Here is a 23,126-nt window from a genome sequence, read left to right as displayed (position 1 = left end):
GCCGGACCGGCCGGTCAGTACCGGAACAGCACTCCGCGCCAGGTCCATCCCGCGTTGAGGACCATGGTGCGCAGGGGCTCCCTCACGTCCCGCGTGTCGAAGCGCAACGTCTCGACCTTGTGCCGACGGCCGTCGGCACCACGCTGGAACTCCCACTGCCGGTACACCTTGAAGCCCCCACGGCCGTACTGCTGACCGGAATCGTGCGACGGCTCCCACCGCTCCTCCAGGACGAGCACCTCGTGCTTCGCCGGCACCAGGCGCATGCGGGTCATGAGCGTCAGCTTCGCCGTCGGGATCTTGCACTCCGCCACCAGGTCGGCCTTCTCCTTGGGGAAGGCATGGCGCACGGTGAACGGTACGTTTCGGCCGTTGAGCGCGAGCAGCGCTTCCCGGAGCTCCATGGTGGGCAGGGGGCTGACCCCGCCGGCGGGGTACTTGGTGCCGGTCCACTTGTCCCAGAGGCGGCCCATCGTCAGACCCCCGCCCCGGTGTCCGTGCGCACGAGGTCTCGGCGGTCGTCGTCGGCGACGGCCTCCTTGGACCCGGCGGGCGCGAACGGCACGAGCGGCCCGCTGTTCAACCGCAAGCCCACCTGCTGGTCCGCACGGCCCGCGCGCTCACGGTCCCACTGCTGGTCGAAATCTGCTGCCATGTCACATCTCCCCCGTCGGGTGCTGATCATATGCATGGCAACTGCACACGGAGCGGCGGACGGGTGATCGGGCAGAGGGCGCTGTCGGCTGTGGCGGCGGCGATGGCTCCGGCGTCGTGGCCCTGCCCGGCCCGGCACGCGATGTGCCCGGCCGGGCAGGCGTTCAGAAGTCCCAGCTCTGGCTCCGCGCGCCGTTGCAGCTCCAGCTCACCAGGAGCTGGCCGATGTCAGGCCGGCCGGCCAGGATGTCGAGGCACTTTCCGTTCACCCGGTTACGGATCTCGTTCCCGTTCCGGTACCACTGCTGGTTGGTGCCGCCGCATACGCGGGCGAACCCGTCAAGACAGGGCCGGCCAGCAGCCCGGTGACCGCCGCCAGCAGCATCGGGGCCGGCTTGGGCGGTCGGCCCGTAGGGTCGTGGTCATGGCCCGCACCACACCACCGCGTCCGTTCGCCCCGGAAGTCCTCTTTCCCGCTCTGGCCGCTCATCGCGGCACGACCACCCGGCTCCATCCGCGGCCGGGCGAGCCGGCCGTGACGGACAGCCATGTGGGCGGGCCGCTGCTCTGGCCCGCGGACGCACCGTGGCCGGTGTGCACGCATCCCCACCCGCGTGACCGGGGTCGGCGCCCGCAGGACATCCGGCTCGAGCGTTTCCTCGGCGAGTTCTGGCTGCGCGGTGGCGGCAGGCCGGCCGGCGAGGAGAAGCAGGAGCTGCTGCGCGCGCTCCAGGACGAATACGAGGTGGCGGGACTGGAGGACACCGAGCCGATCCCCCTGCTCGGCGTGGCCCAGTTCCATCGCAGGGACATCCCCGATCTTCCGGCCGGGCCGGACGGCTGCGACCTCCTCCAGCTGTTCTGGTGTCCCTTCGACCGCCACGGTGAGACCGGCTACGGAATGCACGTGGACCTGCGCTGGCAGCGCTCGCACGAGGTGACGGATCCGATCACCCGGCAGCCCGAGCCGGAGGTGGTCGGATACGACGGATACGTGCCCGAGCCCTGCGTACTCCATCCCGAGCAAGTGACCACGTACCAGTACGGGGGCCTGCTTCCGAGCGAACTGGAGGCCGCCATCACAGGCTGGGAGCGTCAGCCAGGGCTACAGGGCGGTGCCCGCCCCTGCTACCAGTACGAGCTCTCCATCCCCCCGGGCTGGAGGATCGGCGGCTTCGCGTCCTGGCACGTGACCGACCCGTACCCGATGGACTGCGCCTCCTGCGGACAGGCCATGGCGCTCGTCCTCACCGTCGACAGCTCCGAGTGGGACGGCGGCACGTACAGCTGGATCCCGCTCGAGGACGGGCCGTCCGCCAGAGAACTCATGGAGGGCACGCCGACGAAGGTCACCGTCGGGCGCTGGGGCGAACTGAACGTCTTCGGCTGCCCGGCCGACCCCGCCCACCCGCCCCGGTGGAGCGTCCAGTAGGCCGCCTTGCGCCCCACCCCCCCCGTTACCTCGTAAGGCTTCGCAATGAAGCCTCGGCCCTTCGGCCCGGCATGACTTCCCCCGTGCTGCTCATGATCCGCCGCCTTCCGCCTTCCGCCTTCCGCCTTCCGCCTTCCGCCTTCCGGCTGTCCGAGCGTGCCCGGATTACGGTCGTGTTCGGGGTGTGCTCGGCGAGCGTGCCGCGGGCCTGCTCATTCATTGCGCAGCTCGGCCTCTATCTCTTTGATCTGAGGCGTTGCAGCGCAGGGCCGCCTCCCGCGGCCGCAGCACCCCAACCCTGGCGGCACGGACACCGGCCTGCTTCGGCGGCCAACGAGTTCGCCGTCGAGGACAGGGCCGCCGGGCAGCTGCTCGCCGGCGGCGACCAGGTCGGGGGACGCCTCGTACTCCGGCTTCCCGATGACCCCGAGTTCGTACGCCAGCCGCTCGACCGCGCGCCGGTCCCGGTCCAGGCCGCGCGCACATGCCCGCCTCGCACCGTCGGCGCAGCAGCCGCCCGCCGCTGTCCCTGAGCCGCAGGGTGCCGGAGTCGATGCACGGTACGGGTACGTAGTTGCCGACGCGGTGGCGCCGTTACCGGGGAGGGTCTCGCCTTGGCTGGCGACGTCCTTCATAGCGGGCGGCGCCGGCGGCTTGGGCGGAGCCGGGCCAGCCCTGCTATTCGAAGGCGGTCCTGGCCGCGAAGTCGTCCAGGCAAACGGTGCCCCGGCTGGTGACCTGTTCGCCGTCCGGTGTCGTCGCCGTCCGCCAGAGCTGCGGCTGCCGCTGACGGGGGGCGGGAGTGCACAGGGCGCCGATGTCGTTGACCAGCGCCGGGGTCTTCGTGCTCTCGCGGGTCCACTTTCGGGCCTCTTCGAGGGGGTCAGCTGCCGCCTTCACGTTCTGCTGTCACGACTCGGTCTGCTCGTTGGCGGCCCCTTCCGGCAAGGGCTTGCCCGCCTCCTCCAGCGGAGACGGCCCGCCACAGGTTTTGGTCGTCGTCGGACTGCGTGCTCTCGCCGGTGACATGGTCTCCTTGCGATTTCCGCGCGACGCTCGTGGCGAACCCTGCATGGCCGAGTGAGTGACGAGGCGGTACGGCAGCGATGTACGGCTACACAAAGTAGCCGTTTGGCTGCCTTGGGTGAAGGTAGATCGATCGTTGCGACCGTGCCTGGTTCGTCCGTAGGGAGCAGTCGAACGGGCGCCGCGCGCAGTGGTACTGCCCATCCGGGGGTGCTCATGGCGCCCCGAGCGCGTTGTTGGCCACAGGGCGTCGCAACTCGGCTCAGGGGTCACACAGGCGTACGGCGAGGGCGGCGATGTCGTCGTCCAGGCGTCCCCTGCTGTAGCGGAGGAGGTCGCGGTGAAGAGCCGTGAGCAGTTCGCGGGGCGGTGTCGGGGGCTGTCGACGCATCCAAGCCGCGAGCGGGAAGAACTCGCCGTCGCGGGCGCGGGCCTCGGCGATCCCGTCGGTATAGAGGAGCAGCAGGTCGCCGGGGGTGAAATCGAAGGTGTCGACCGTGTACCGATCGCCGATCAGCTCCGCGAGGCTGAGCAGTGGCGAGGGGGTGGCCGACTCGAGGACGTGGAGTCTCCCGCGGTTCAGGAGCAGCGGCGGGGGATGTCCGCAGTTGAGGATGTCGATGCGTTTCCCCTCGTGCGGGATCTGGACGAGAAGGGCGGTGGCGAAGCGCTCCATCGGCCCCTCGGGTGGAAAGGCGGCGTTGTAACGCATACTGCTGGCGTCCAGCCTGCGCGCGATGTTGATCATGTCGGTCTCGCCGAAGGCCGCCTCCCGGAAGGCGTTGACGATCGCCGCGGCGGCTCCCACTGCCGGCAGGCCCTTGCCCCGCACGTCACCGATGAGCAGCCTGACCCCGAACGGCGTGTCGACCACCTCGTAGAAGTCCCCGCCGATCCGGGCCTCCGCCGCGGCCGCGAGGTACAGCGACTCGATCTCGACGTTCCCGATGCGGCGTGGCATAGGGCTCAGCACCACCTGCTGCGCCGCGTCGGCGACGAGTCGTACCTGGATGAGGGTGCGCTCCCGCTGGAGCCGGACATGGCTTCCGTACGCGGCGGCCACGGTGACCGCGACGATCCCCGCGGCCGTCCACCACGTTCCCAGATCGGGGAAGAGGAAGCCGAGGCCGATCATCAGGAAGAGGCAGACCGTCCCGAGCAGGACGGTGGGGAGGACCGGCCACATGGCGGCGGCCAGGGCCGGCGCCGCGGGCAGGAGGCGGCTGAAGGCCATTTCCCGCGGAGTGCCGTAGGCCAAGCTGGCGATCACGATGGTCAGGATGACCGGCGACAGCCGTACAAGCCTCCCCCGGCCGTATCGCCGACGGAGCCGCGGCCGTCCGGACTCGATCACACTTCCCAGACTATCTGCGCAATGAGGGCATAGCGCTCTGACGAACAGAGTCGGCTGCCTGTCCCTCCCGCTCCCCAGTCGGTGAGCGCGCCCCAGGGGTGCCGCCGGACCGGGGGCACACCTCGCTGAACCCGCCTCGATTGCGGACCAAAACTGTCCGCAAGTAGGAGGCACTCTGAGGGGGAGCGGCTGCTCTACGTCCCCTTGACCAGTACGGCCTGGCTCACCCCGCGCGCGGCCCGGATCGCCGGTCTCCACCTCTTGGAGGCCGTCCCGCACGCTGGGACCCGGCCGGCGTCACCGGCCAGGACCGAAGCGGCGACCCCGACGCCGTCCAGGCCGCCCTCCAGGGCTGGTACGGGAGGAGCTACCCCGACGCGATCCGGGCCCAGAGCGGAGCGCTCGGCCCGTCCCAGCCCGCATCCAACGGCGCACCGGCCCTCGACCGGCTCGCCGCCTCCTTCGGCCGGACGGTCTAACCCTCCGACCGGATGAAACCGGGGTCCGTCGCGGCGATGAGTCTGCGGGCACCCGCAGGTCTATCTCTTGACGGAGACAACCGACTCATCGGGAGTAAGCCATGGGCCTCATCGAAATCGAGCTGTTCGCGACCCTCGACCTCGTCGGGCAGGCGCCCGGCGGCCCCGACGAGGACCCGGCGGGGTTCCCGTTCGGCGGCTGGCAGGCGCCCCTGCTGGACGAGGTCGCCGGGGCGCAGGTCGATGCCGCGTACGAGGGCACCGACGCCCTCCTGCTCGGCCGGCGGACGTACGACATCTTCGCCGCCTACTGGCCTCACCAGGAGGGCGGCGAGGACGGTGAGTTCGCCACGCTCTTCAACAGCGTCCCGAAGTACGTGGCCTCTCGCGGCACGCCGGACCTTTCGTGGGCCGGGTCCACGCAGCTCGGCCCGGACCTCGCAGACGCGGTGCGTGAGATCCGTGACCGGCACGAGCACGTGAAGGTCGTCGGGAGCCTGAACCTCGTGCAGACCCTCCTGCGCGAGAAGCTCTTCGACCGTCTCGACCTCTGGGTGCACCCGATCGTGCTCGGCGTCGGGAAGAAGGTGTTCGACGATGGCGCGGTGCCCGCCAACTTCACGCTCCTCGCACCCCCGGCACCAAGCCCGAAGGGAACCGTGTACCTGCGCTACGGGCTCGCCGACGGCATTCCCGCGACGGGGGACATGAGCGCGCCCGATCGCGGTACCGGGAGCGCCGGCTGAGGCCACCCCGCGCCTGGGGTGATCAGGCGTGGACTGCGCAACGAGGGCTAACGAGGGCTAACGAGGGCCAACTAGGGCTACGGTCGGATGACGATCGTGCTGACGGTGCCATTGCCCCAGACGGTGGTGTTCATCATCATCCGGCCGTCCAGCGAGGCCACGGTGAACTCTGGAACAAAGCGGTCGGTGAAGACCCTCGCGAACCCACTCCTCAAAAGAGACACCTCGCTCCTCACCAGGTCCCAGGCATCGAGCAGCCGGATCCGGAACCAGAGCAGGTAGGGCTCATCCTCCGGATCGCCCCCGATGGCCTCCAGGGTTGTCGCGAGGAGAAACTCGCGGTCGTGGTCCAAGAGCCCGTAGTCCCTGGCCATCCGGTACCAGCTTGAGTTGACCATGTCGGCCATCTCCGAGGCAGTCACATCGGCTACCTCGTGCGGATGGGAGTCGAAGCGTCCGTGCTCGGGCCGGGCACTCGCGGGTGAGTGGTGCGGCGGCAGCGGTGGCAGCTGAACCTCTCCCTGGACCCGCTCGATCAATCGGAATCCGGCGGGCATGAGCAGGCTGCCTATCTCGGCATCAGTGAGCGTCACAGAGGCACAGTAGGCGCAGGTCACGTCGCCGTCGCCGGAATTTCGGTGCGGACCGCTGAGGCTGCGGAAGACGTTGCTCGGAGCCGAGGCACGTCCGTCTCCGCATCCTGCGCGGCGACGTCGGTAACGGGCCGCCTCGGCCGGAGCCGTCGACGCGATCCGCTCGGTGATCGCGAACCTCGCGGCCATCCCAGACCCCGCCGACCGTGACCGCGCGGTGGCCGCCGTCCTCGACGCCGTCCCCGGTCTCCAGGCCGAACTCCGCGCGACCAGACAGGCCGCCGTCGTCGAGCTGCGGGCCACTCACTCCCTGGCCGAGGTGGCCGACACCCTCGGTATTTCCATGCCGCGCGTCTCTCAGATCGCCTCCGGCGTCAGCCGCCGCCTGTGAGGAGAGCACCAGCATGACCACCATGACCTGTCCATCGGTGTGCGCAGCGGCGGCACACGACCGGCACGGTCAGGGTTCGAGCTCAGGTTCGGCACGGCTGCCCAGCGTGGCGATCTCGGCAGCAGAGGCGTTGCCTCCGGTGCACACCACGGCGATGCGCTGTCCGGCAAAGCCGTCAGGATCAGCCAGTACGGCTGCCAGCGCGGCCGCGCCGGCACCTTCGGCAAGGGTGTGTGCATGACTGGCCAGCAGCCGCTGGGCTTCGAAGATCTGCGCGTCGGACACCAGGCGAAAGTCGGCGAGGCCCGCACGCATGAGCTGCTGCGGCAGCGTGAACCCACGTCCCGTGGCCAAGCCCTCGACAGCGGTCCGGTTCGGACGCCGCACGCAGGCGCCACCCCGCCATGAATCATGTGCCGCGGGTGCGGCGGAGGACTGCACCGCGACGACCCGGCATGCCGGTGCGAGCTTCGCGGCGACGAGGCAGGCCGCGGCGGCCCCGGTGCCGCTGCCGACAGGTACCACTATGGCGTCGAGGTCGGGCCGAGCCTCCAAGACCTCCAGGTACGTGGTGCCGACCCCGGCCAGCAGGGCCGGGGTGTCGCCAGGGCTGACCAGGTGCTGACCGTCCTGCGCCGCCAACTGCTCGGCCCGCTCCTGTGCCGAGGCCATGTCCTCGCCGTGCAGAACCGCCGTGGCGCCGAGCGCGCGAACGGCACGCACCTTCTCCACGCTGGCCGTTACCGGCATCACAACCGAGCAGGGTGCCCCGAACACGGCACATGCGTAGGCCAGCGACAGCGCATGGTTGCCTGTGGAGTAGGTCATGAGCCCACGGGCTCGCTGCACGGGGGCCATGGTGGCGAGCAACGTGAGTCCGCCGCGCACCTTGAAAGCCCCAACCGGCTGCACGTTCTCATGCTTGACATGGACGGTTGCGCCGGTCACCGCATCGAGCGCCGGGTAGGACCACATCGGCGTGACGGGCAGATGCCCGATCAGGAGGTCCCGTGCGGCCAGGACTTCGGCAAAGGTGAGTTCGTGTTCCATGCCGCCATCGTGGGCCGGACCGTCCCATAGGTCCAATGCCATTCTTCGTTGAGACTCATCAATGGGATTGATACTTTCCATGGCATGCTCGACGTCACTCGTCTGCGGGTGCTTGCCGCAGTTGCCAGATACGGTTCGGTCACCGCCGCGGCCCGGGAACTGAGCTATGCCCAACCCTCGGTCAGTCACCACCTGGCCCGGTTGGAGGCCGAGACCGGCAGCAAGCTCGTCCAGCGGGTGGGCCGCGGCATTCGCCTGACCGACGCGGGCCGGATGCTGGCTGAGCGCGCCGAGGAGATCCTCGGCCGCCTCGACGCGGCAGAGGCCGAGCTTGCCGCGCACACGGGGCTGCGTGCGGGCCGGGTCCGCCTGGCCGCGTTCCCCTCCGCCCTGGGTACGTTCGTCCCGCGGGCCGCGGCCGCGTTCACCGCCGCCCACCCTGATGTCGAGTTGCGCCTGACCGAGGCCGAACCGCCCGATGCAGCACGGCTGCTGCGATCGGGCGAGGTCGATGTGGCGCTGCTGTTCACCTACCCGGACGCACCACCGGCCGACGACGGGCTACGCCGAACGCCGCTGCTCACAGAGTCGATCTACCTCGTCACCCCGACCAGCCTGCCCGGCGACACTCTCGCCGACCACGCCACGCGTCGGTGGATCGCGGGGTGCGAGCGGTGCCGGAACCACCTGGTGCGATCCTGCGCCGCTACCGGTTTCACGCCTGACATCGCCTTCACCACCGACGACTACGTAGCAGTACAGGCACTCGTCGCGGCCGGGCTGGGAGTCACCACGCTGCCGGCCCTGGCCCTGACCGGCCAACGCAACCCTTCGGTAAGGCTGGTACGCCTACCCGATCAGCAACGGTTGATCAACGCTGCCGTGCACGGAGAAGCACCCGACCCGCCGGCCACTGCGGCGCTGCTGGAACACCTCACGCAGGCCGCCGCGACGACACCTTCTCCGCACTGAACCCTCCCGGTGGCTACAGCTGGGAACACGGCGACAGCCAGCGGTATTCGGTCTGTGCCTCCTCCTCCAGCCATCCGTTCACGCTGGCCAGGCCACGCTCGTTGATTTGCGCGTCGTGGATGCCGATTGCCCGCTCCGGCCGGACTGCGCGCACGAAATCGATGGCCTCGCCCGTTCGCATCCAGGACGCCTGCAACGGCACCAGCAGGGTCTCCACCGGAACGTCGGGCACGTGGAGGGAGTCCCCGGGATGGTAGAGGCTGTCCTCGACCACGTACCCGAGGTTCACGCAGTCCGGCAGGTTTCCGTAGATGCGCGCGTGCCTGCCGCCGTGCGCCGTGATCCGGTACCCGGCCGCGGTGAAATGTTCCCCCGCGCTCACCTCGATGGTGTCGAGGCCGGGCAGGACCGCCCCCTTGGGGACGTACACGGGAACGCCGAGGCCGGCCAGTCGCAGAACGTCGATGTGGTCGACGTGCTCGTGGGTCACCACCACCGCGTCCGCGCCCCGCAGTGCCCGAGGCTCGCTCCAGATGCCCGGATCGATCACCAGGACTCCGAGGTCCTCTCGCTCCAACCGAATGCAGGAATGGGTGTATTTGGTGAGACGCATGCACCTGACGCTACGTCCGGAACAAGCGTCCGGCAACGCATCACCGGTCGCCGCGAAGACAGGCCGGGCAGCCCACGATTCGCGACTCCCCGAATGAACTGCCTTTTACGGTCGGGACAGTTGTCGGGACTGAAGCGTTCCCGGGCCGTCAGGCGGCGGGGCCTCGGCGGCCTCCCGTCGATCACAAACCGCACAGCCGGTAAAGCCTTGGCCCCTATGGAGTGAATCGTGCCAGAACCTCGTGACCCCTGGCCGGAACCCTCCATACGTTGGCCCCTCTTCGCTCATCACCACAACTGGGGGGCCGGTGCGCAACCACCGACTCGTAATGACCGCTGCCCTCGTGGCAGCCGGTCTCGGCATCATCCCGGGCACCGCGCAGGCCGCGGATCCCGTACCCGTCGCGGCCGGTGTGGCCGAGGCGATAGCCAAGGCATCCACCTCCGAGGGCTTCCACAGCCCGGCCGACCGCACGATCCGCACCACCCTGCCCGGCGCCGCCACGGCGAACGGCAAGGCGAACGCCAAGACCGCCGCACCGCAGACCGCGCAGACCGCGCAGACCGCGCAGGCCGCGGTGGAGGCGGCCGACGCGGGGGCCAACCCGGCTCTCGCGGTGGACGTCAGCGGCACCAGCTACACCGCGCACGGGATCGAGCTCACCGCCCTGATCACGAGCGCCGACTTCGCGCTCGGCGTCGTCATCGACTGGGGCGACGGGAAGACCGACACGGTCACCGCCCAGGGCAACGCCGAGCTGCACCACTCGCACACGTACGACAAGTCCGGCGAGTACCAGGTGAAGGTGACGGTGACCGACACCGCCAACGCCGTCCAGGCCGCCAACGGGGGTGCCTTCCTCACCCCCGGCTCCGACTTCACCCCGCACACTCCGACCCGGCTCCTGGACACCCGCAACGGCACCGGCGCGCCCGCGGTCAAGGTCGCCGGACTGGGTTCCGCACGGGTGAAGGTGGCCGGCAACGCCGCCGTCCCGGCGGGGGTCACCGCGGTCGCCCTCAACGTCACGGTCACGGAGACCGTCGAGAGCGGGTACGTGACCGCGTGGCCCGGCGCGGGCTACGAGCGCCCGGGGACCTCGAACCTGAACTACACGGCCGGCCGGTCCGTTCCGAACCTGGTGATCGTGCCGGTCGGCGAGGACGGGTACGTGGAGCTCTACAACGGCGGCCCGGAGCCGGTCGACCTGATCGCCGACGTCACCGGCTACTTCACCCGGGCCTCGGCCGGCGGCTACACCTCGATGACGCCCGCCCGGTTCGTGGACACCCGTGAGGGTCTCGGCGCGTCCCGGGGCCGGCTCCCCGCGCGCACGGCGTTCGCGACCCGGATCGGCGGCCTGCAGGGCGTGCCCCAGGGCATCACGGCCGTGGCGCTCAACGTCACGGTGACCGAACCCGGGGGGCCGGGCCACCTGACCGCCTACTCCGGCGAGGGGCCGGTCCCGACGGCGTCGAACCTGAACTTCGTGCCCGGTCAGACGGTGGCCAACGCGGTGATCGTGCCGGTGGCCGCGGACGGGACGATCAAGGTCTTCAACGGGTCCTGGATGCCGGCCCACGTGGTGGTCGACGTCGTCGGCTACTACAGCAAGGACAGCAAGGCCGCCTTCCTGCCCTTCACCCCGTTCCGGACGCTCGACACCCGCGAGGAGGCGTACGGCTGGCCCGGCGGCAGGTTCCGGGCCCGGGAGTACATCACACAGGGGTTCACACCCGGCGACGCGACGGGTGTCGAGGCCTACGTGCTGAACACCACCGTCACCGAGACCGGCGGCACCGGATACCTCTCGGTGGCCCCGAGCCCGTACGCGCTGCCGGCGGAGGGCGGACCCGCCGCGCCCGCCGGGCCGCGCCCAGGCTCCTCCACCCTGAACTGGACGGCCGGTACGACCGTCCCGAACCTGGTGCAGGCGAGCGACGGCGACCACGGCGTCATCACCTTCTGGAACCAGGGCTATCAGGACGCCGATCTGGTGCTCGACGTCTTCGGCGTCTACCAGTCGAAGTGATCCACCCGGGGGGTGGCGTGCGCGAGCGGGCCACCCCCCGGCCGGTCCGCCGGCTCCTGCAACCGGCCGAGGCGTCCAACTGTCGAAAAGCCGTCCGTGACCCCTATGGCCCCGGTTACGGTCTGTGCCCATGAGGTTCCTGCACACTTCGGACTGGCACCTGGGCCGCCGGTTCCACGGAGAAGACCTGATCGACGCCCAGCGCAAAGTCCTCGACCACATCTGCGACACCGCCCGCACCGAGCAGGTGGACGCTCTGCTGGTCGCGGGTGACGTCTACGACCGGGCCATTCCCAGCCTGGACGCGGTGCGCCTGTTCAGCCACGCCCTGCACCAGCTGGCGGACCTGGACATACCCACCATCATGATCAGCGGGAACCACGACTCCGCCCACCGCCTGGGCGTCGGCGCCGGCTTGCTGGCCCGGGCCCGGGTCCACCTGCGGACCGACCCGGCCGACATCGGCACCCCCGTCCTGCTCGAGGACGCCGGCGGCCCGGTCGCCGTCTACGCAGTGCCCTACCTCGAACCCACCCTCGTACGCACCCACCTGGACGCCGAGGCAGCCTCCCACCAGGCCGTACTCACCGCCGCCCTGGACCGCGTCCGCGCCGACCTCGCCACCCGCCCCGAAGGCACCCGCTCCGTCGTTCTCGCCCACGCCTTCATCACCGGCGCCGGCGCCCCCGCCAGTGAAACCGACAGCGAACGCAACATCAGCGTCGGCGGCATCGCGCACGCCGGGGCCTCCGTCTTCGCCGGCATCGACTACGCCGCCCTCGGACACCTTCACCGCCCCCAACGCGTCACCGACACGGCGCACTACAGCGGCTCCCCGCTGGCCTACTCCTTCTCCGAAACCGGGCACACCAAGTCGCTGACACTGGTCGACCTGCCCGCAGGCACGGCGCCCACCGTCACCCGCTCGGCGCTGCCCCCGGACCTGCGGCTTCCCCTGGCACGTCTGACGGGCCGATTGCAGGACCTGCTCACCGACCCGGCCCACGAGCCCCTGACCGAGTGCTGGCTGCACGTCACGCTCACCGACACCGCCCGCCCCTACGAACCGATGGCGCGCCTCAAGCAGCGCTTCCCCCACACCCTGCAGCTCGAACACATCCCCGCCGCCATCCCCGCCCAGGCCACCACCACCCCCACGTACAGCGAGCGGCTGCGCGGCCGCGGCGACCTCGACATCACCCACGACTTCATCGCCGCCGTGCGGGGCACCGAGCCCACCGAGGACGAACGCGCCCTCCTGCAGGAGGCGATCGACGACTCCCGCATCAGCGCCCAGAAGAAGGAAGCCGTCTGACATGCGCCTGCACACCCTGCACCTGCAGGCGTTCGGCCCCTTCGCCGGCACCCACACCGTCGATTTCGACGCCCTGACCCGTGACGGACTGTTCCTGCTCCACGGCGACACCGGAGCCGGCAAGACCACCGTCTTCGCGGCGATCTGCGTCGCCCTCTACGGAGAGCCACCCACCGACCGCAAACTGAAGCTGCGGAGCGACCACGCGCCCGCAGACCTGCTGACCGAGGTGGCACTCGAAGTCACCCTCGCCGGAAAGCGCCTGCGGATCCGACGTGTCCCCGCCCAGCCGAAGCCGAAGGTCCGCGGGGAGGGAACCACCCAGCAGGCGGCCGAGACCCACCTCAGCGAGTGGACCACGGACCCCTTCGGACAAGGCCGCTGGGAAGCGCTGAGCAGGTCCCACAGGGAAGCCGCGGACGAGATCAAGGAACTGCTGGGCATGAGCCGGCAGCAGTTCTGCCAGGTCGTCCTCCTGCCGCAGAACGAGTTCACCAAGTTCCTGCGCGCAGGCGCCTCCGACCGCAAGGAGCTGCTCGGCAAGCTCTTCCACACCCACCGGTTCGGATCCGTCGAGACCTGGCTGGCAGGGCGGAAGAACACCCTCGCCACACAGCGCGATGAGGCCCGCACGGCCGTCATGCGCCTGACCGAACGCATCCAGCAGCAAGCCGGGGACGACCTCGAACCCGAACAGGGCGCCCCTCTCGCCTCCGACCCCGCCACCCTCACCGGTCCCGCCGTTGCCTGGGCCACCGCCCTGCACGCCAAGGCAGCCGCTCACGAGCGCGACGCGGCCACCGCCGCCGTTCGAGCGGAAACGGAACTGGCCGCCTTCCGGGACAGCGAACGCGCCGTACGCGACCTCGCCTCCCACCAGGAGGCACACCGCCAAGCGCGCCACCAGCTCGCGACGCTGGACGAACAGACGGATCGGCAGGCCGACCTCGGCCGGCAGCGACAAGACGCCCTGCAAGGGCAGAAGGTCGCCCCGCTGCTGAAGGCCGCGACCGCCGCCGCAGATCGGAGCGTCCGTGCGCAGGAAGAAGAACGCCACGCCCGTACCCTCCTGGACCCCGAGCAGGCGACACTCGACGCCGCCGAGCTCACCCGCGCCGGACAGCACCTGCGCGCCGACATCGGCGCACTCCGCGCGCTCCTGCCCGACGAGGCGGCCCTGCAGCAGCACAGGACGGACTTGCGGAAACTGGATGACGAACGCCAGGAATTCGCCCAGGACCTGCGCGACGCCGAAACCTGGCTCAACGACGCGCCCCAGCGCCGTACGGAGCTCCGCGCCCGCCTCGAAGCAGCCCGCGCCGCCGAGGAAGCCAGCCGTGAACATTCCACCGCAATGACCCTGCTCGCCACCCGTATGGACGCGGCGAAACGCCGAGATGCCCACGTCGAACGGATCGGCAAGGCCGAGCAGGCACTCTTCGCGGCACAGACCGCGGCGAGCAAGGCCGCCCAGGAACACATCGACATCCGGCGCAGGCGCACGGACGGAATGGCCGCCGAACTCGCCCTCCAACTCGCCGACGGCGAACCCTGCGCGGTCTGCGGCTCCCCCGTCCATCCGAACCCGGCCGCCCCGCACCCCGACCAGCCCACGGCCGCCGACGAAAGGGCCGCCGAAACCCGCCACACGCAAGCCCAGGACACCCAGCGGACCCTCCAGGACGCACTGCAGCAGCTCCTCGAGCAGGCGGCCGCCGCCCGGGGCGAGGCGGGCGGAGACACCGCCCTGGCCGACCTCACCAGCGAACACACCGCGCTCGGAACCCGTCTGGCAGCAGCTCTCGACGCCGCGGCCGACGCCGGCCCGGCAACCGAGGAACTCCACTCCCTGGAGCAGCAGCACATCCAGACCGACGGTGCCCGAACCACCGCAGCCACCAGAATCGCCGCCGCCGACGCCGGCTACGACCTCCTCGCCACCCAAGTCCAGGAACTCGACCAGAAGCTCGCCACCGCCCGCGCCGGTGCCCCCAACCTCCCGCTGCGCATCACGCACCTCACACAGGCAGCCGATCGCCTCACCACCGCAGCCGAACACGCCGTCGCCGCCTTCCGCACGGCCGCGGAACACGGGCAGGTGACCGGGCAAGCGGAACAAGCCGCCCGCTCGGCCGGCTTCGACTCCCTCGACGCCGCCGCACGAGCGCTGCGCTCCGACGAGGAGATCCGCGCGCTGGAAGAAGAGATCAACCAGTGGCGCGAACGACGGGCGGTCGCCACGGCACGCCTTCAAGAGCCCGAGCTCGCCGCGGCCGCAGGCATGCCACCCGCCGACCTCGAGGAAGCCACCGCGCAACTCGACGCCGCCACCAGCCGTCACACCCGGGCCGCCGCCGAAGCCGCGCACACCGCCGAACGCACCCGCGCGCTCGCCGGCCTCCTCGCCCGGCTCGCGACCCACATCAAGACCCTCGAACCGCTCGAACACGCCTACCGGACCGTCGACCACCTCCATGGCCTGGTCAACGGCACCTCGCCCAGCAACCAGCTCCGCATGCAGCTCGAGGCCTACGTCCTGGCCGCCCGCCTCGAAGAAGTCGTGGCCGCCGCCAACACCCGCCTCACCCGCATGTCGGAGCACCGCTACACCCTCGTCCACTCCGACGACCGGGCCTCGCACGGCGCCCGCTCCGGCCTCGGCCTGAAGATCACCGACGCCTGGACGGGGAAGGACCGCGACACCGACACCCTTTCCGGCGGCGAATCCTTCTTCGCCTCCCTCTCGCTCGCCCTCGGTCTGGCCGACGTCGTCACCGCCGAATCAGGCGGCCGGGCCCTCGACACCCTCTTCATCGACGAAGGCTTCGGCACCCTCGACGAGGACACGCTCCACAAGGTCCTCGACGTCCTGGACGACCTGCGTGCGCACGACCGCACGGTCGGCGTCATCAGCCACGTCCCCGAACTCCGCCGACGCATCACCCACCGTCTCCACGTCCGCAAGACCACCACCGGCTCGACCCTCGTCCAGAAGACCGAAGCGGCACAATGACGCCCTGGCCGGTCCTGGACCGGCCGACCCGGGCGGACCGGACTCACGGCCGCTCCGCTCCCTCGCGCTGGGCTGACCCGGGGCTCAGCCCAGCGCGACCTCGGTCCGCTGGGTGGCCCCGGCCAGACCGGTGAGGTCCCCGAAGACGAGGGTGAGGGCCGAGCCGGTGGTGGCGGAGGTCAGCGCGGCCGGCCCGGACAGCACGGACGTCACCGCCCGGTGCCACGTCACCGTGAGAGCGGTCCGCATCCGCATCGGATCGGAGACGCACAGCGTGGCCCGGCCGTCGCCGTGCTCCCGTACGAGGACACACGCGGGGCCGTCGGCGGTGAGGGCCCCGACCGTCCCCGCGAACCGGAAGTTCACCGCGGTGACGCCCAGCGGGGCGACCCCGACACCCTGCTGGGCGTTGTCGTTGGCGAGGACGGTGGCGGCCGTGGTGGCACCCGGCATCAGGACGTAGGAGCAGGCGGCATCGACCGGGTCCACCCCGTGGTCGAACCAGAGGGTCAGATAGCGGCGGGTGACCGGGTCGGTGGTGCCCACGGTGTTGATGTCGTGGACGAAGCGGTCGACGGCCGCGAGGTGACCGGCGAGCTGCGCGGGGGAGAGCTGCCCGTGCAGGAGCGTGCAGATGTCCAGCAGCAGTCGTGGTGAACCGATCTGGAAGTCCCACCAGTTGCCGAACGGGCTCTTCGCCGGGTTGTAGACCTGCTGGTGGAGGTGGTCGAGACCGGCCATGATGTCGGCGGCCAGCCCGCCGTCGCCGGTCGGACCCGTACCGGGCTGCGCGTACGCCTGGGCCATGGTCCCCAGCCGGGCGTAGCTGGCGGTGATCGAGGCGGAGAGGGCCAGGGGCAGGTCGGGCCAGAGCGATCCGGCGGCGGCCGCCATGGCCGCGCGCTGCTCGGCGGCCTGGCTGCCCAGCAGGGCCAGCTTCCCGGCGAACGGCGCGGCGGCGGGGTCGAATCCGCCGCCCAGCAGCATCTCGCGCCACCTGTCGCGGAGTTGGTCGAACCCGTCGCCCGCGGCGGAGGCGGCACCGGCCGTCGAGAGGGTGAAGGCCGAGGGGATTCCGGTCACCAGGGCGGCGTTGCCGGAGAGGCGGAGGAAGGAACGGCGGGACCATGGAACGGACATGGAGCCTCCAGAGCTGGGGGATGCCCTGTCGACCGTTTCCAGCACGCGTGCGAAATGGCGCTCAAGAAGCGCGGAGGAGCGGACCGTCTTGACCGATCGGTCGCTCCGGTCACCTCTCAGGATCCGACGGCCTGCCCGAACGTGAAGAAGCCGTCCGGGTCCACCCGTCTCTTGATCTCGACGAGCCGCGGATAGTTGGCGCCGTAGTACGCCGTGCGCCAGTCCGGCAGGTCCGGGTCGATGAAGTTCTGGTACGCCGTCTCCGTCACGTACGGCGCCACCGCCTCCCGCAGCCCCGCCAGCCAGCGGAGGTTGGCCTCCACGGTCGCCGCGCTGTCGTGCCCGGACCAGGAGGTGTCCATGCTGACCAGGCACAGCGCGTCCCGGTGGACGAACGCGGTGTCGGCCGGGCCCACCCGGTTGATCGCGCCGCCCCACGTGTAGAGAGCCAGACCGCAGCCGTCGGGATTGGAACTGCCCGGCCTGCGCTGGAGCCACGCGAGGACGGTGGCGACGGCCTCGGCGGGCAGCGGCTCGGTGGCGAAGTGCGTCCGTACCGCGAAGGCCCCGGCGGAGGTCTCGTGCAGCAGGTAGTCCTGCGCCTCCCAGAACGAGCGGTCGGCGATGTCCGTGCGCACCGGGCGGGTCAGCGCGAGCGCCGGCGCGAGGAGCTCGCGCAGCTCGCTCGCGGGGCCGAGGTGCAGACCGACGGCCGACACCGTGGTCTGCGGTCCGCCGGCGGCGCTCACGCCGAGCCTGAGCGAGAACTCGTCCGGTGCCTTCCGTGCGATCTCCTGCATCACCGTGAAGACCTCGGGGGCGTCCGGCCCGTCCCACAGCAGCAGGCAGGTGGACACGTCGGAGACCGGGACGGCCCGGAAGGTGAAGGACAGGTTGATGCCGAAGTTGCCGCCGCCACCGCCGCGGCAGGCCCAGTACAGGTCGGGGTTCTCCTGGGCGTCGCAGGTCAGCAACTGCCCGTCGGCGGTCAGGAGCGTGGTCCGGACGAGCGCGTCCGCGGTCAGCCCGAGCTTGCGGGAGGTGGACGAGGAGCCCCCGCCGAGGGTGAGGCCGGCGATGCCCACCGAAGCTCCGTTGCCCAGCGCGAAGGCCATCTCGTGGGGCTGGACCGCGGCGCGGACGTCGGACATCCGCGCCCCGCCCGCAGCCGTGACCAGCCCGGTGGAACCGTCGGCGGACACGGTGTGCAGCGCGCTGAGATCGAGGACCAGGCCGGTGCCGGCCGAGTAGCCCGCGTAGCTGTGGCCGCCGCTGCGCGCGACGAGGCCGACGCCCGTCTCGCGCGCCCACTCGACGGCGCGGCGCACGTCGGCGTCGTTCGCCGCGGAGAGGACCCCGCTCGGCGTGTTCGCGGCGAAGCGCTGGTTGAAGGGGGCGCTCGACGCACGGAAACCGGGGTCGCCGGGGCGCAGCACGCGGCCCGCCACGCCCTTCTCCAGCCGCCCCCAGTCCGCCTCGGAGGCGCTGTGCGCCGCGCCCCCGGCCGCGCTCGTGTTCACTGGACCTCCTCGATGTAGGAGATGCCGGTGGCGGCGTGCGGGCCGTAGCGTTCCCAGACCTCACGCAGCCGCAGACGGCCGTCCTCGGCCACCTCGGGTGTGTTGACCGTGCGCCCGCAGACCACCTCGCCGCTCGCGAAGACGATGGTGTACCCCATGGAGAGGGTGCCGTCCGGCTCGCAGGTGCCGACGGTCCACCCGCGGCGCACCTCGCCGCCGATGACCTCTCCCCAGACGAGGTCTCCCTGCTGGTGGTAGACGGCGACGGTCCGGACGTCGCCCTTCGGCTTGCGGAACTTCCGCCCGTCGTAGTTGATCACAGGGCCGGGTCCGGTTGCCGGGCGAGGAACTCGGCGGACATGTCCGGGCCCCACCAGATCGCGTAGTAGGAGAAGTCCTCCTCGTGCTCGTTGACGATGTGGTGCTCCACTCCGGCCCTCATGACGGCGAGGTCCCCGGCCGCCAGCGCGTGCCGCCGGCCCTTGCAGACCACCTCGGCACGGCCGGACATGACGATGAAGATCTCGCGTTCGTGGTGCGCGTGCGCGTCCGTCACGTCGCCCGGGCGCAGGACGCACCAGGCGCCGCGAAAAGGGGTGTCCAGTCCGGGCCACGGATGGAGCAGCCTGAGGTCCAGCCCGTGGTCCCGGACCAGGTTTTCCGGCTCCCGGGGGCGAATGGTCACGTCGGCTTGCTGATGGTCGGTCAACGTCCCACTCCGATCGACGTCCTTCAATTCCGGCGGTGCGCGACGTCGATCAGGCTAGAAGCCGGTGACTCCCTTTCGACAGGGGAATCATTCCCTTGTCGAAAGGGAATTGGCGGTACGGGAGATTCCGGGGCCGGTGGATCAGCCGTGCCCGAGACCGGCGTCCCGGGCCAGAACGATGGCCTGTGAGCGATCGGCGACGCCCAGCTTGCCGAATATCACGGAGACCCGGTTGCTGACGGTCTTCGAAGCGAGCACGAGCTCACGGGCGATCGTGGAATTCGACTTCCCCGCGGCGATGCGTTCCAGCACGTCCCGTTCCCGGTTGGTCAGCTGCGGGAACGGATAGAAATACTGCTGCCCGCTGGTCGGGCGCATGAGGGCGCCGAGCCGGCCGGCGATCGATTTGTCGATGATCGCCTCGCCGGCCGCGACGGCCTGGATGCCGCGCAGGATCTGATCCGCGTCGGCTCGTTTGAACAGATAGCCGCGGGCTCCGGCCTGGAGCGCGGAAGTGATGGCTTTGTCGTCATCCGCGCCACTGAAGACGAGGATGCCGGTTTCGGGCCATAATCGGAGGATCTCGGGTATCACCCGTAACCCGGCCGATTCGTCCATCAGCGGGTCCAGTACAAGGACGCGGGGGCGGCAGCGGGACGTCTCCGCGATCACCTCGTCGGCCGTGGCGGCCTCCCCGACCACCGATATGCCCCCCGACCGTTCGAGAACGGAACGGACCCCGTGGCGGATCGCGGGCTGGGCGTCGGCGAGAACGACGGTGACCGTGGTGCGGACTCTTCGGACGACGGGGAGATCGTCCACCGTCAGAAGCGGCGCGTTCTCTCTTCGTGCATCAGCATGTGACGAAAGTGGCCAGAGTAATCTCGCGGTGTTTGTTTTCTGGTTCATTCGTACCTTCCCCCCACTCGATCGTGCAAGGCGGTCCACGCTGACCGGCCGGTACCCAGAATGGTCCAGACGTCAGTCCACCGCAACGGTGAGGAGGGATTCCGAGAGTGTGATAGTTATGTCCATCAAGGCATCACTATTCGCACCATATTCGTGCGCTTCGCATGTGCATCGGCGAGAGAAATCGAGCAATGTCACGCGCCGACGGATCCGACCACTCCGACATCCTGTGCACGGCGCAGGATCGCTTCCCGATCCCGCCAGTGCGCCCAGAATGCTCCGGTGTATCCGAGGCCGTTCAGACTCGTCAGGAACGGATTGTCCGCGTAGTTGTTGTCGTGCTCACTCGACCCGGCCAGCGTCGGCAGCATCACCCGGTGGTGGTCGGCGGGATCGACGAGTTCCCACAGCAGATCCACGGACCGGCTCCAGCGCCCGGAGGGATCGTTCACCGTACCGGCGTCCTCCAGGAGGTCCGGCGAAAAATAGCAGACCAGACGGAAGTTGCCCGACTCGTCGAACATGAACTGCCGCTCGTACTCCACCGGCCCGGAACACTTGGACCACGGTTTCAGGACGATCGGCCCGGTGGCGGTGTTGGACTGCAGTCCCGGCACCGTCCGGACCCCGTCGCACTCCTCGGCCATCGCCATGCCCAGCGGCGTGTGGGGGAAGAGCCGCAGTCCCAGCGAGAACCCGGTCACGGTCGCATCCAGCGCCATGAACGCCTCTACGCATTCGCGCATGGTCTGCGGGGTCTCGCCGGGCATTCCGAACAGCGCCTCGACCATGGTCAGCATGCCGTTGGCGTGGCAGAGCCGGACGAGGCGCTCGGTGTCGGCGAAGGTGTAGTAGGTGGTGCCCTTCTCCGTGATCTTCCAGCCGGTCAGCATGTCCTTGCGCACGTGGTCCGAACCGACGTTCACCCCGCGGCAGCCCGCCGCGGCCAGCAGCCCGGCGAACTCCTCGTCGAAGGGCGAGGGCTGGCAGTAGACCCACAGCCGCAGCTCGTTGAGGGGGTTGGCGGGGTCCGCGTGCTTGCGCCGGACGATCTCGCGCAGCAGGTTCTTGGCGTGGGAGATGGACAGGTTGAACTCGCTGTCGGTGGTGTGCTGGTCGAGGATCCCCTGCGCGGCCAGGGACTGCATCTCGTCCACCACGGCGGCGACGTCGCGCCGGCCGGTCCGGATGCCCTTCGCGTCCGGCTCCACGCAGTGCGAACAGCGGTAGGTGCAGCCGTTCTTGGTCAGGATGCCGGCCAGACCGCCGCGCTGGTAGTACAGCAGGTTGTCCACCTTGTGCGGGGCGCCGGAGCGGCGGACGTACGTCCCGGCACGGTCCACCTGCCAGGTCCGGTCCTCGAACTGGCCGGCGGGCCGCGGCTGCGCCGCGCGGCGGTTCGACAGGGTGAGCGCCGGCGGCGGCACCCGGGTGACCCCCTCCGGGGTGTTGCGGATGAGACCGCTGACCGTGTCCGTTCCCCGCCCGGTGACCAGTGCGTCGGCGAGATCGCAGATGATCTGCTCACCCGGCCCCTTGACGCCGAAATCGATGCCGAAGTAGTCGACCAGGGCGAAGGGCATGGAGGAGAAGCCGATGCCGCCCCCGACGATCGGGGCGTCCGTCAGCCGCTTGATCTCGGTGATGATCTCCTTGTGCTCGCCGACGAAAGGGCGCTGCTCGAAGGCGTACACGGTGTCGGTGTTGCGGATGGTGACACCGACGAGTACGGGGCTGCGCGCACCGAAGTACTCGGAGAGGCAGGTCTTCCAGTCCTCCCGGTGGAAGGTGAGGTCGACCACCTCCACCTCGAAGTCGGCGGCCTCCAGCGACGTGGTGAGCACGTCCAGCGCGTACGGTGCGATCGGTGGGTGCACCTTGTTCGGATTGACCAGCAGCACCAGGCCTCGGCCCATCGGATGTTCTCCCCCCTGGCCTGCACGCAGGCGAATTGCGTTACTTGACGATGCCGAGGCAGATCCCGAACTCGGGCTTTCCGCCCAGCAGATAGGCGCCGGCCGACTGGAGAATGCGGTCCTGCGCGGTGGCGTGCTGGCACATGGTCGTGGTGTCGCGCATCCAGCGGTCCATCGGCGACGACTGGTGGATCGACCAGGTCTGGAGCAGGTCGCAGAGCCTGCTCACGATCGACCGCGAGGTGCGGAAGGCGTGCACCCAGGCGATCGGGGACGCGGCGCGCTCCTCCGGAGCGAGGTCGTCCAGCGTGCCCCCGGCGGCCAGCACCTCCCACTGGCGGCGCTGGCTCCCGTACACCCCGTTGCGGGTGGCCAGGAAGTCCGCCTCGCACTCGGCGAGCGTCACCTGGGCCCGGAAGTGGTCCTTCCACGCCACCCCGGTCATCCGGTCGACCCGCGTCCTGGCGATCTCCCGGGCGTGGTCCAGGGCGGCCCGGGCCACCCCCAGGGCCACACCGCACATGCTGCGCGTGAACGCGTCCGGCTGCGCGAGCGGCCCCGGCCGGCCGCGCACCTTGCCGAAGCTGTACGTACGCTCCTCCGGCACGAACACGTCGGCCATCGTGTAGTCGCAACTGCCGGTGCCGCGCATGCCCATGGTGTGCCAGTTGTCGATGACCTCCACCTGCGCGCGGGGCACCAGGAACTGCCTCGACTCGTGCGGATTGCTGCCGTCCGGGCTCGCGTACGGCTTGCCGTCCTCATAGACGAACGCGCCCGAGGTCACCCAGTCGCAATGGGTGATCCCGCTGCCGAACGACCACCGGCCGGACAGCCGGAAACCACCCGGCACCCGTTCGGCGTGGCCCGTGGGCTGCAGCAGCCCGGCCATGATCGTGTCCGGGGTGGGGAAGACCTCCTTGGCCACCCTCTCGTCGAGGAAGGCGCTGAAGATCCCGCTGCTCGCGCCCATCACCGAGCACCAGGCCGCGGAGGCGTCCCCGTGGGCCAGGGTCTCGACGACCTCGGTCTGTTCCATCGTCGTCAGGGCCAGGCCGCCCAGCTCACGGCCGAAGGCCATCCGGAAGACCCCGGCGCCGCGCAGCATGTCCACGACGTCCGCAGGCAGCCGCCGCGCCTCTTCGATCTCCGCCGACCGCTCCCGCAGCAGCGGTGCCAGTTCCTTCGCACGAGCGAGGAGCTCCGCCGCGGTGGCGGGCACCCCGGCCCCCGGGGTCCGGGTCATGGTCATGTGAACACCC

Annotated in this window: 21 protein-coding genes and 1 pseudogene; 7 read left to right on the top strand and 15 right to left on the bottom strand. The window is 70.3% G+C overall.

Annotation, left to right across the window (positions count from 1 at the left end):
- Nucleotides 1–14: 14 nt before the first annotated feature.
- The 3 genes and pseudogenes from RIU97_RS03405 to RIU97_RS03395 form a co-directional block, all read right to left on the bottom strand.
- The gene (locus RIU97_RS03405) at nucleotides 15–473 is read right to left on the bottom strand and encodes a hypothetical protein (protein ID WP_404953245.1); all 459 of its coding nucleotides are present in this window, start codon (nucleotides 471–473) and stop codon (nucleotides 15–17) included.
- Between the two features lie 2 nt (nucleotides 474–475).
- On the bottom strand, nucleotides 476–655 hold the full coding sequence (locus tag RIU97_RS03400; RefSeq protein ID WP_404953244.1) for a hypothetical protein: 180 nt from the start codon (nucleotides 653–655) through the stop codon (nucleotides 476–478).
- Nucleotides 656–818: 163 nt separating this feature from the next.
- Nucleotides 819–962: pseudogene (locus tag RIU97_RS03395) on the bottom strand (RICIN domain-containing protein); the annotation flags it as partial.
- Between the two features lie 116 nt (nucleotides 963–1,078).
- Between RIU97_RS03395 and RIU97_RS03390 the strand changes: the two are divergent.
- Nucleotides 1,079–2,086 (top strand): hypothetical protein, encoded by a 1,008-nt coding sequence (locus RIU97_RS03390; RefSeq protein WP_404953243.1) that lies wholly within the window; start codon nucleotides 1,079–1,081, stop codon nucleotides 2,084–2,086.
- Between the two features lie 678 nt (nucleotides 2,087–2,764).
- Here the strand turns inward: RIU97_RS03390 and RIU97_RS03385 are convergent.
- Both RIU97_RS03385 and RIU97_RS03380 read right to left on the bottom strand, forming a co-directional pair.
- Nucleotides 2,765–2,986: a hypothetical protein gene (locus tag RIU97_RS03385; RefSeq protein ID WP_404953242.1), complete on the bottom strand. Its 222-nt coding sequence runs from the start codon at nucleotides 2,984–2,986 to the stop codon at nucleotides 2,765–2,767.
- Nucleotides 2,987–3,374: 388 nt separating this feature from the next.
- The gene (locus RIU97_RS03380; RefSeq protein WP_404953241.1) at nucleotides 3,375–4,466 is read right to left on the bottom strand and encodes a PP2C family protein-serine/threonine phosphatase; all 1,092 of its coding nucleotides are present in this window, start codon (nucleotides 4,464–4,466) and stop codon (nucleotides 3,375–3,377) included.
- Between the two features lie 580 nt (nucleotides 4,467–5,046).
- Between RIU97_RS03380 and RIU97_RS03375 the strand changes: the two genes are divergently transcribed.
- On the top strand, nucleotides 5,047–5,691 hold the full coding sequence (locus RIU97_RS03375) for a dihydrofolate reductase family protein (RefSeq protein ID WP_404953239.1): 645 nt from the start codon (nucleotides 5,047–5,049) through the stop codon (nucleotides 5,689–5,691).
- A gap of 77 nt (nucleotides 5,692–5,768) precedes the next feature.
- Here RIU97_RS03375 and RIU97_RS03370 read toward each other — a convergent pair whose 3' ends face one another.
- Complete coding sequence (locus RIU97_RS03370) at nucleotides 5,769–6,284, bottom strand: hypothetical protein (RefSeq protein WP_404953238.1); 516 nt, start codon at nucleotides 6,282–6,284, stop codon at nucleotides 5,769–5,771.
- 166 nt (nucleotides 6,285–6,450) lie between these two features.
- Between RIU97_RS03370 and RIU97_RS03365 the strand changes: the two genes are divergently transcribed.
- On the top strand, nucleotides 6,451–6,675 hold the full coding sequence (locus tag RIU97_RS03365) for an RNA polymerase subunit sigma-70 (RefSeq protein ID WP_404953237.1): 225 nt from the start codon (nucleotides 6,451–6,453) through the stop codon (nucleotides 6,673–6,675).
- A 69-nt stretch (nucleotides 6,676–6,744) separates the two neighbouring features.
- Here RIU97_RS03365 and RIU97_RS03360 read toward each other — a convergent pair whose 3' ends face one another.
- The gene (locus RIU97_RS03360; protein ID WP_404953236.1) at nucleotides 6,745–7,725 is read right to left on the bottom strand and encodes a threonine/serine dehydratase; all 981 of its coding nucleotides are present in this window, start codon (nucleotides 7,723–7,725) and stop codon (nucleotides 6,745–6,747) included.
- Between the two features lie 84 nt (nucleotides 7,726–7,809).
- Here RIU97_RS03360 and RIU97_RS03355 point away from each other — a divergent pair, with 84 nt between their 5' ends.
- Nucleotides 7,810–8,697, top strand: coding sequence for a LysR family transcriptional regulator (locus tag RIU97_RS03355; protein ID WP_404953235.1), 888 nt, complete (start codon nucleotides 7,810–7,812; stop codon nucleotides 8,695–8,697).
- Between the two features lie 13 nt (nucleotides 8,698–8,710).
- On the opposite strand, the gene RIU97_RS03350 is transcribed toward RIU97_RS03355, so the two are convergent.
- Complete coding sequence (locus tag RIU97_RS03350; protein ID WP_404953234.1) at nucleotides 8,711–9,310, bottom strand: MBL fold metallo-hydrolase; 600 nt, start codon at nucleotides 9,308–9,310, stop codon at nucleotides 8,711–8,713.
- A gap of 328 nt (nucleotides 9,311–9,638) precedes the next feature.
- Here RIU97_RS03350 and RIU97_RS03345 point away from each other — a divergent pair, with 328 nt between their 5' ends.
- The 3 genes from RIU97_RS03345 (at nucleotide 9,639) to RIU97_RS03335 (ending at nucleotide 15,670) form a co-directional block, all read left to right on the top strand.
- Nucleotides 9,639–11,342 (top strand): PKD domain-containing protein, encoded by a 1,704-nt coding sequence (locus tag RIU97_RS03345; RefSeq protein ID WP_404953233.1) that lies wholly within the window; start codon nucleotides 9,639–9,641, stop codon nucleotides 11,340–11,342.
- 130 nt (nucleotides 11,343–11,472) lie between these two features.
- A complete protein-coding gene (locus tag RIU97_RS03340) occupies nucleotides 11,473–12,657 on the top strand; it encodes an exonuclease SbcCD subunit D (protein WP_404953231.1) in 1,185 nt (394 codons plus the stop codon).
- Between the two features lies 1 nt (nucleotide 12,658).
- Nucleotides 12,659–15,670, top strand: a complete 3,012-nt coding sequence (locus tag RIU97_RS03335) for an AAA family ATPase (protein ID WP_404953230.1) — start codon at nucleotides 12,659–12,661, stop codon at nucleotides 15,668–15,670.
- 84 nt (nucleotides 15,671–15,754) lie between these two features.
- Here the strand turns inward: RIU97_RS03335 and RIU97_RS03330 are convergent, their stop codons facing one another.
- The 7 genes from RIU97_RS03330 to RIU97_RS03300 form a co-directional block, all read right to left on the bottom strand.
- The gene (locus tag RIU97_RS03330) at nucleotides 15,755–16,810 is read right to left on the bottom strand and encodes a polysaccharide lyase beta-sandwich domain-containing protein (protein WP_404953229.1); all 1,056 of its coding nucleotides are present in this window, start codon (nucleotides 16,808–16,810) and stop codon (nucleotides 15,755–15,757) included.
- A 116-nt stretch (nucleotides 16,811–16,926) separates the two neighbouring features.
- Nucleotides 16,927–18,330, bottom strand: a complete 1,404-nt coding sequence (locus tag RIU97_RS03325; protein ID WP_404953228.1) for an FAD-binding oxidoreductase — start codon at nucleotides 18,328–18,330, stop codon at nucleotides 16,927–16,929.
- On the bottom strand, nucleotides 18,327–18,650 hold the full coding sequence (locus RIU97_RS03320; RefSeq protein ID WP_404953227.1) for a hypothetical protein: 324 nt from the start codon (nucleotides 18,648–18,650) through the stop codon (nucleotides 18,327–18,329). The genes RIU97_RS03325 and RIU97_RS03320 overlap by 4 nt, the downstream gene beginning before the upstream one ends.
- The gene (locus RIU97_RS03315) at nucleotides 18,647–19,015 is read right to left on the bottom strand and encodes a cupin domain-containing protein (protein WP_404953226.1); all 369 of its coding nucleotides are present in this window, start codon (nucleotides 19,013–19,015) and stop codon (nucleotides 18,647–18,649) included. The genes RIU97_RS03320 and RIU97_RS03315 overlap by 4 nt, the downstream gene beginning before the upstream one ends.
- A 165-nt stretch (nucleotides 19,016–19,180) precedes the next feature.
- Complete coding sequence (locus RIU97_RS03310; protein WP_404953224.1) at nucleotides 19,181–19,948, bottom strand: response regulator; 768 nt, start codon at nucleotides 19,946–19,948, stop codon at nucleotides 19,181–19,183.
- 194 nt (nucleotides 19,949–20,142) lie between these two features.
- A complete protein-coding gene (gene tsrT, locus RIU97_RS03305; protein ID WP_404953222.1) occupies nucleotides 20,143–21,864 on the bottom strand; it encodes a tryptophan 2-C-methyltransferase in 1,722 nt (573 codons plus the stop codon).
- A gap of 40 nt (nucleotides 21,865–21,904) precedes the next feature.
- Nucleotides 21,905–23,116: an acyl-CoA dehydrogenase family protein gene (locus RIU97_RS03300; protein ID WP_404953221.1), complete on the bottom strand. Its 1,212-nt coding sequence runs from the start codon at nucleotides 23,114–23,116 to the stop codon at nucleotides 21,905–21,907.
- Nucleotides 23,117–23,126 lie beyond the last annotated feature (10 nt).

The sequence above is a fragment of the Streptomyces sp. 147326 genome, assembly GCF_045000215.1.
In the GTDB taxonomy this organism is placed as follows: domain Bacteria; phylum Actinomycetota; class Actinomycetes; order Streptomycetales; family Streptomycetaceae; genus Streptomyces.
This window is presented reverse-complemented; position numbering and strand designations above follow the sequence as displayed.

What these genes read in the sequence shown, in the direction of transcription:
- RIU97_RS03340 (WP_404953231.1), top strand. Translation starts at nt 11,473, where the DNA reads ATGAGGTTCCTGCACACTTCGGACTGGCACCTGGGCCGCCGGTTCCAC.
- RIU97_RS03310 (WP_404953224.1), bottom strand. Translation starts at nt 19,948, where the DNA reads ATGAACCAGAAAACAAACACCGCGAGATTACTCTGGCCACTTTCGTCA.
- RIU97_RS03405 (WP_404953245.1), bottom strand. Translation starts at nt 473, where the DNA reads ATGGGCCGCCTCTGGGACAAGTGGACCGGCACCAAGTACCCCGCCGGC.
- RIU97_RS03350 (WP_404953234.1), bottom strand. Translation starts at nt 9,310, where the DNA reads ATGCGTCTCACCAAATACACCCATTCCTGCATTCGGTTGGAGCGAGAG.
- RIU97_RS03360 (WP_404953236.1), bottom strand. Translation starts at nt 7,725, where the DNA reads ATGGAACACGAACTCACCTTTGCCGAAGTCCTGGCCGCACGGGACCTC.
- RIU97_RS03300 (WP_404953221.1), bottom strand. Translation starts at nt 23,116, where the DNA reads ATGACCATGACCCGGACCCCGGGGGCCGGGGTGCCCGCCACCGCGGCG.
- RIU97_RS03335 (WP_404953230.1), top strand. Translation starts at nt 12,659, where the DNA reads ATGCGCCTGCACACCCTGCACCTGCAGGCGTTCGGCCCCTTCGCCGGC.
- RIU97_RS03400 (WP_404953244.1), bottom strand. Translation starts at nt 655, where the DNA reads ATGGCAGCAGATTTCGACCAGCAGTGGGACCGTGAGCGCGCGGGCCGT.
- RIU97_RS03345 (WP_404953233.1), top strand. Translation starts at nt 9,639, where the DNA reads ATGACCGCTGCCCTCGTGGCAGCCGGTCTCGGCATCATCCCGGGCACC.
- RIU97_RS03330 (WP_404953229.1), bottom strand. Translation starts at nt 16,810, where the DNA reads ATGTCCGTTCCATGGTCCCGCCGTTCCTTCCTCCGCCTCTCCGGCAAC.
- RIU97_RS03390 (WP_404953243.1), top strand. Translation starts at nt 1,079, where the DNA reads ATGGCCCGCACCACACCACCGCGTCCGTTCGCCCCGGAAGTCCTCTTT.
- tsrT (WP_404953222.1), bottom strand. Translation starts at nt 21,864, where the DNA reads ATGGGCCGAGGCCTGGTGCTGCTGGTCAATCCGAACAAGGTGCACCCA.
- RIU97_RS03375 (WP_404953239.1), top strand. Translation starts at nt 5,047, where the DNA reads ATGGGCCTCATCGAAATCGAGCTGTTCGCGACCCTCGACCTCGTCGGG.
- RIU97_RS03355 (WP_404953235.1), top strand. Translation starts at nt 7,810, where the DNA reads ATGCTCGACGTCACTCGTCTGCGGGTGCTTGCCGCAGTTGCCAGATAC.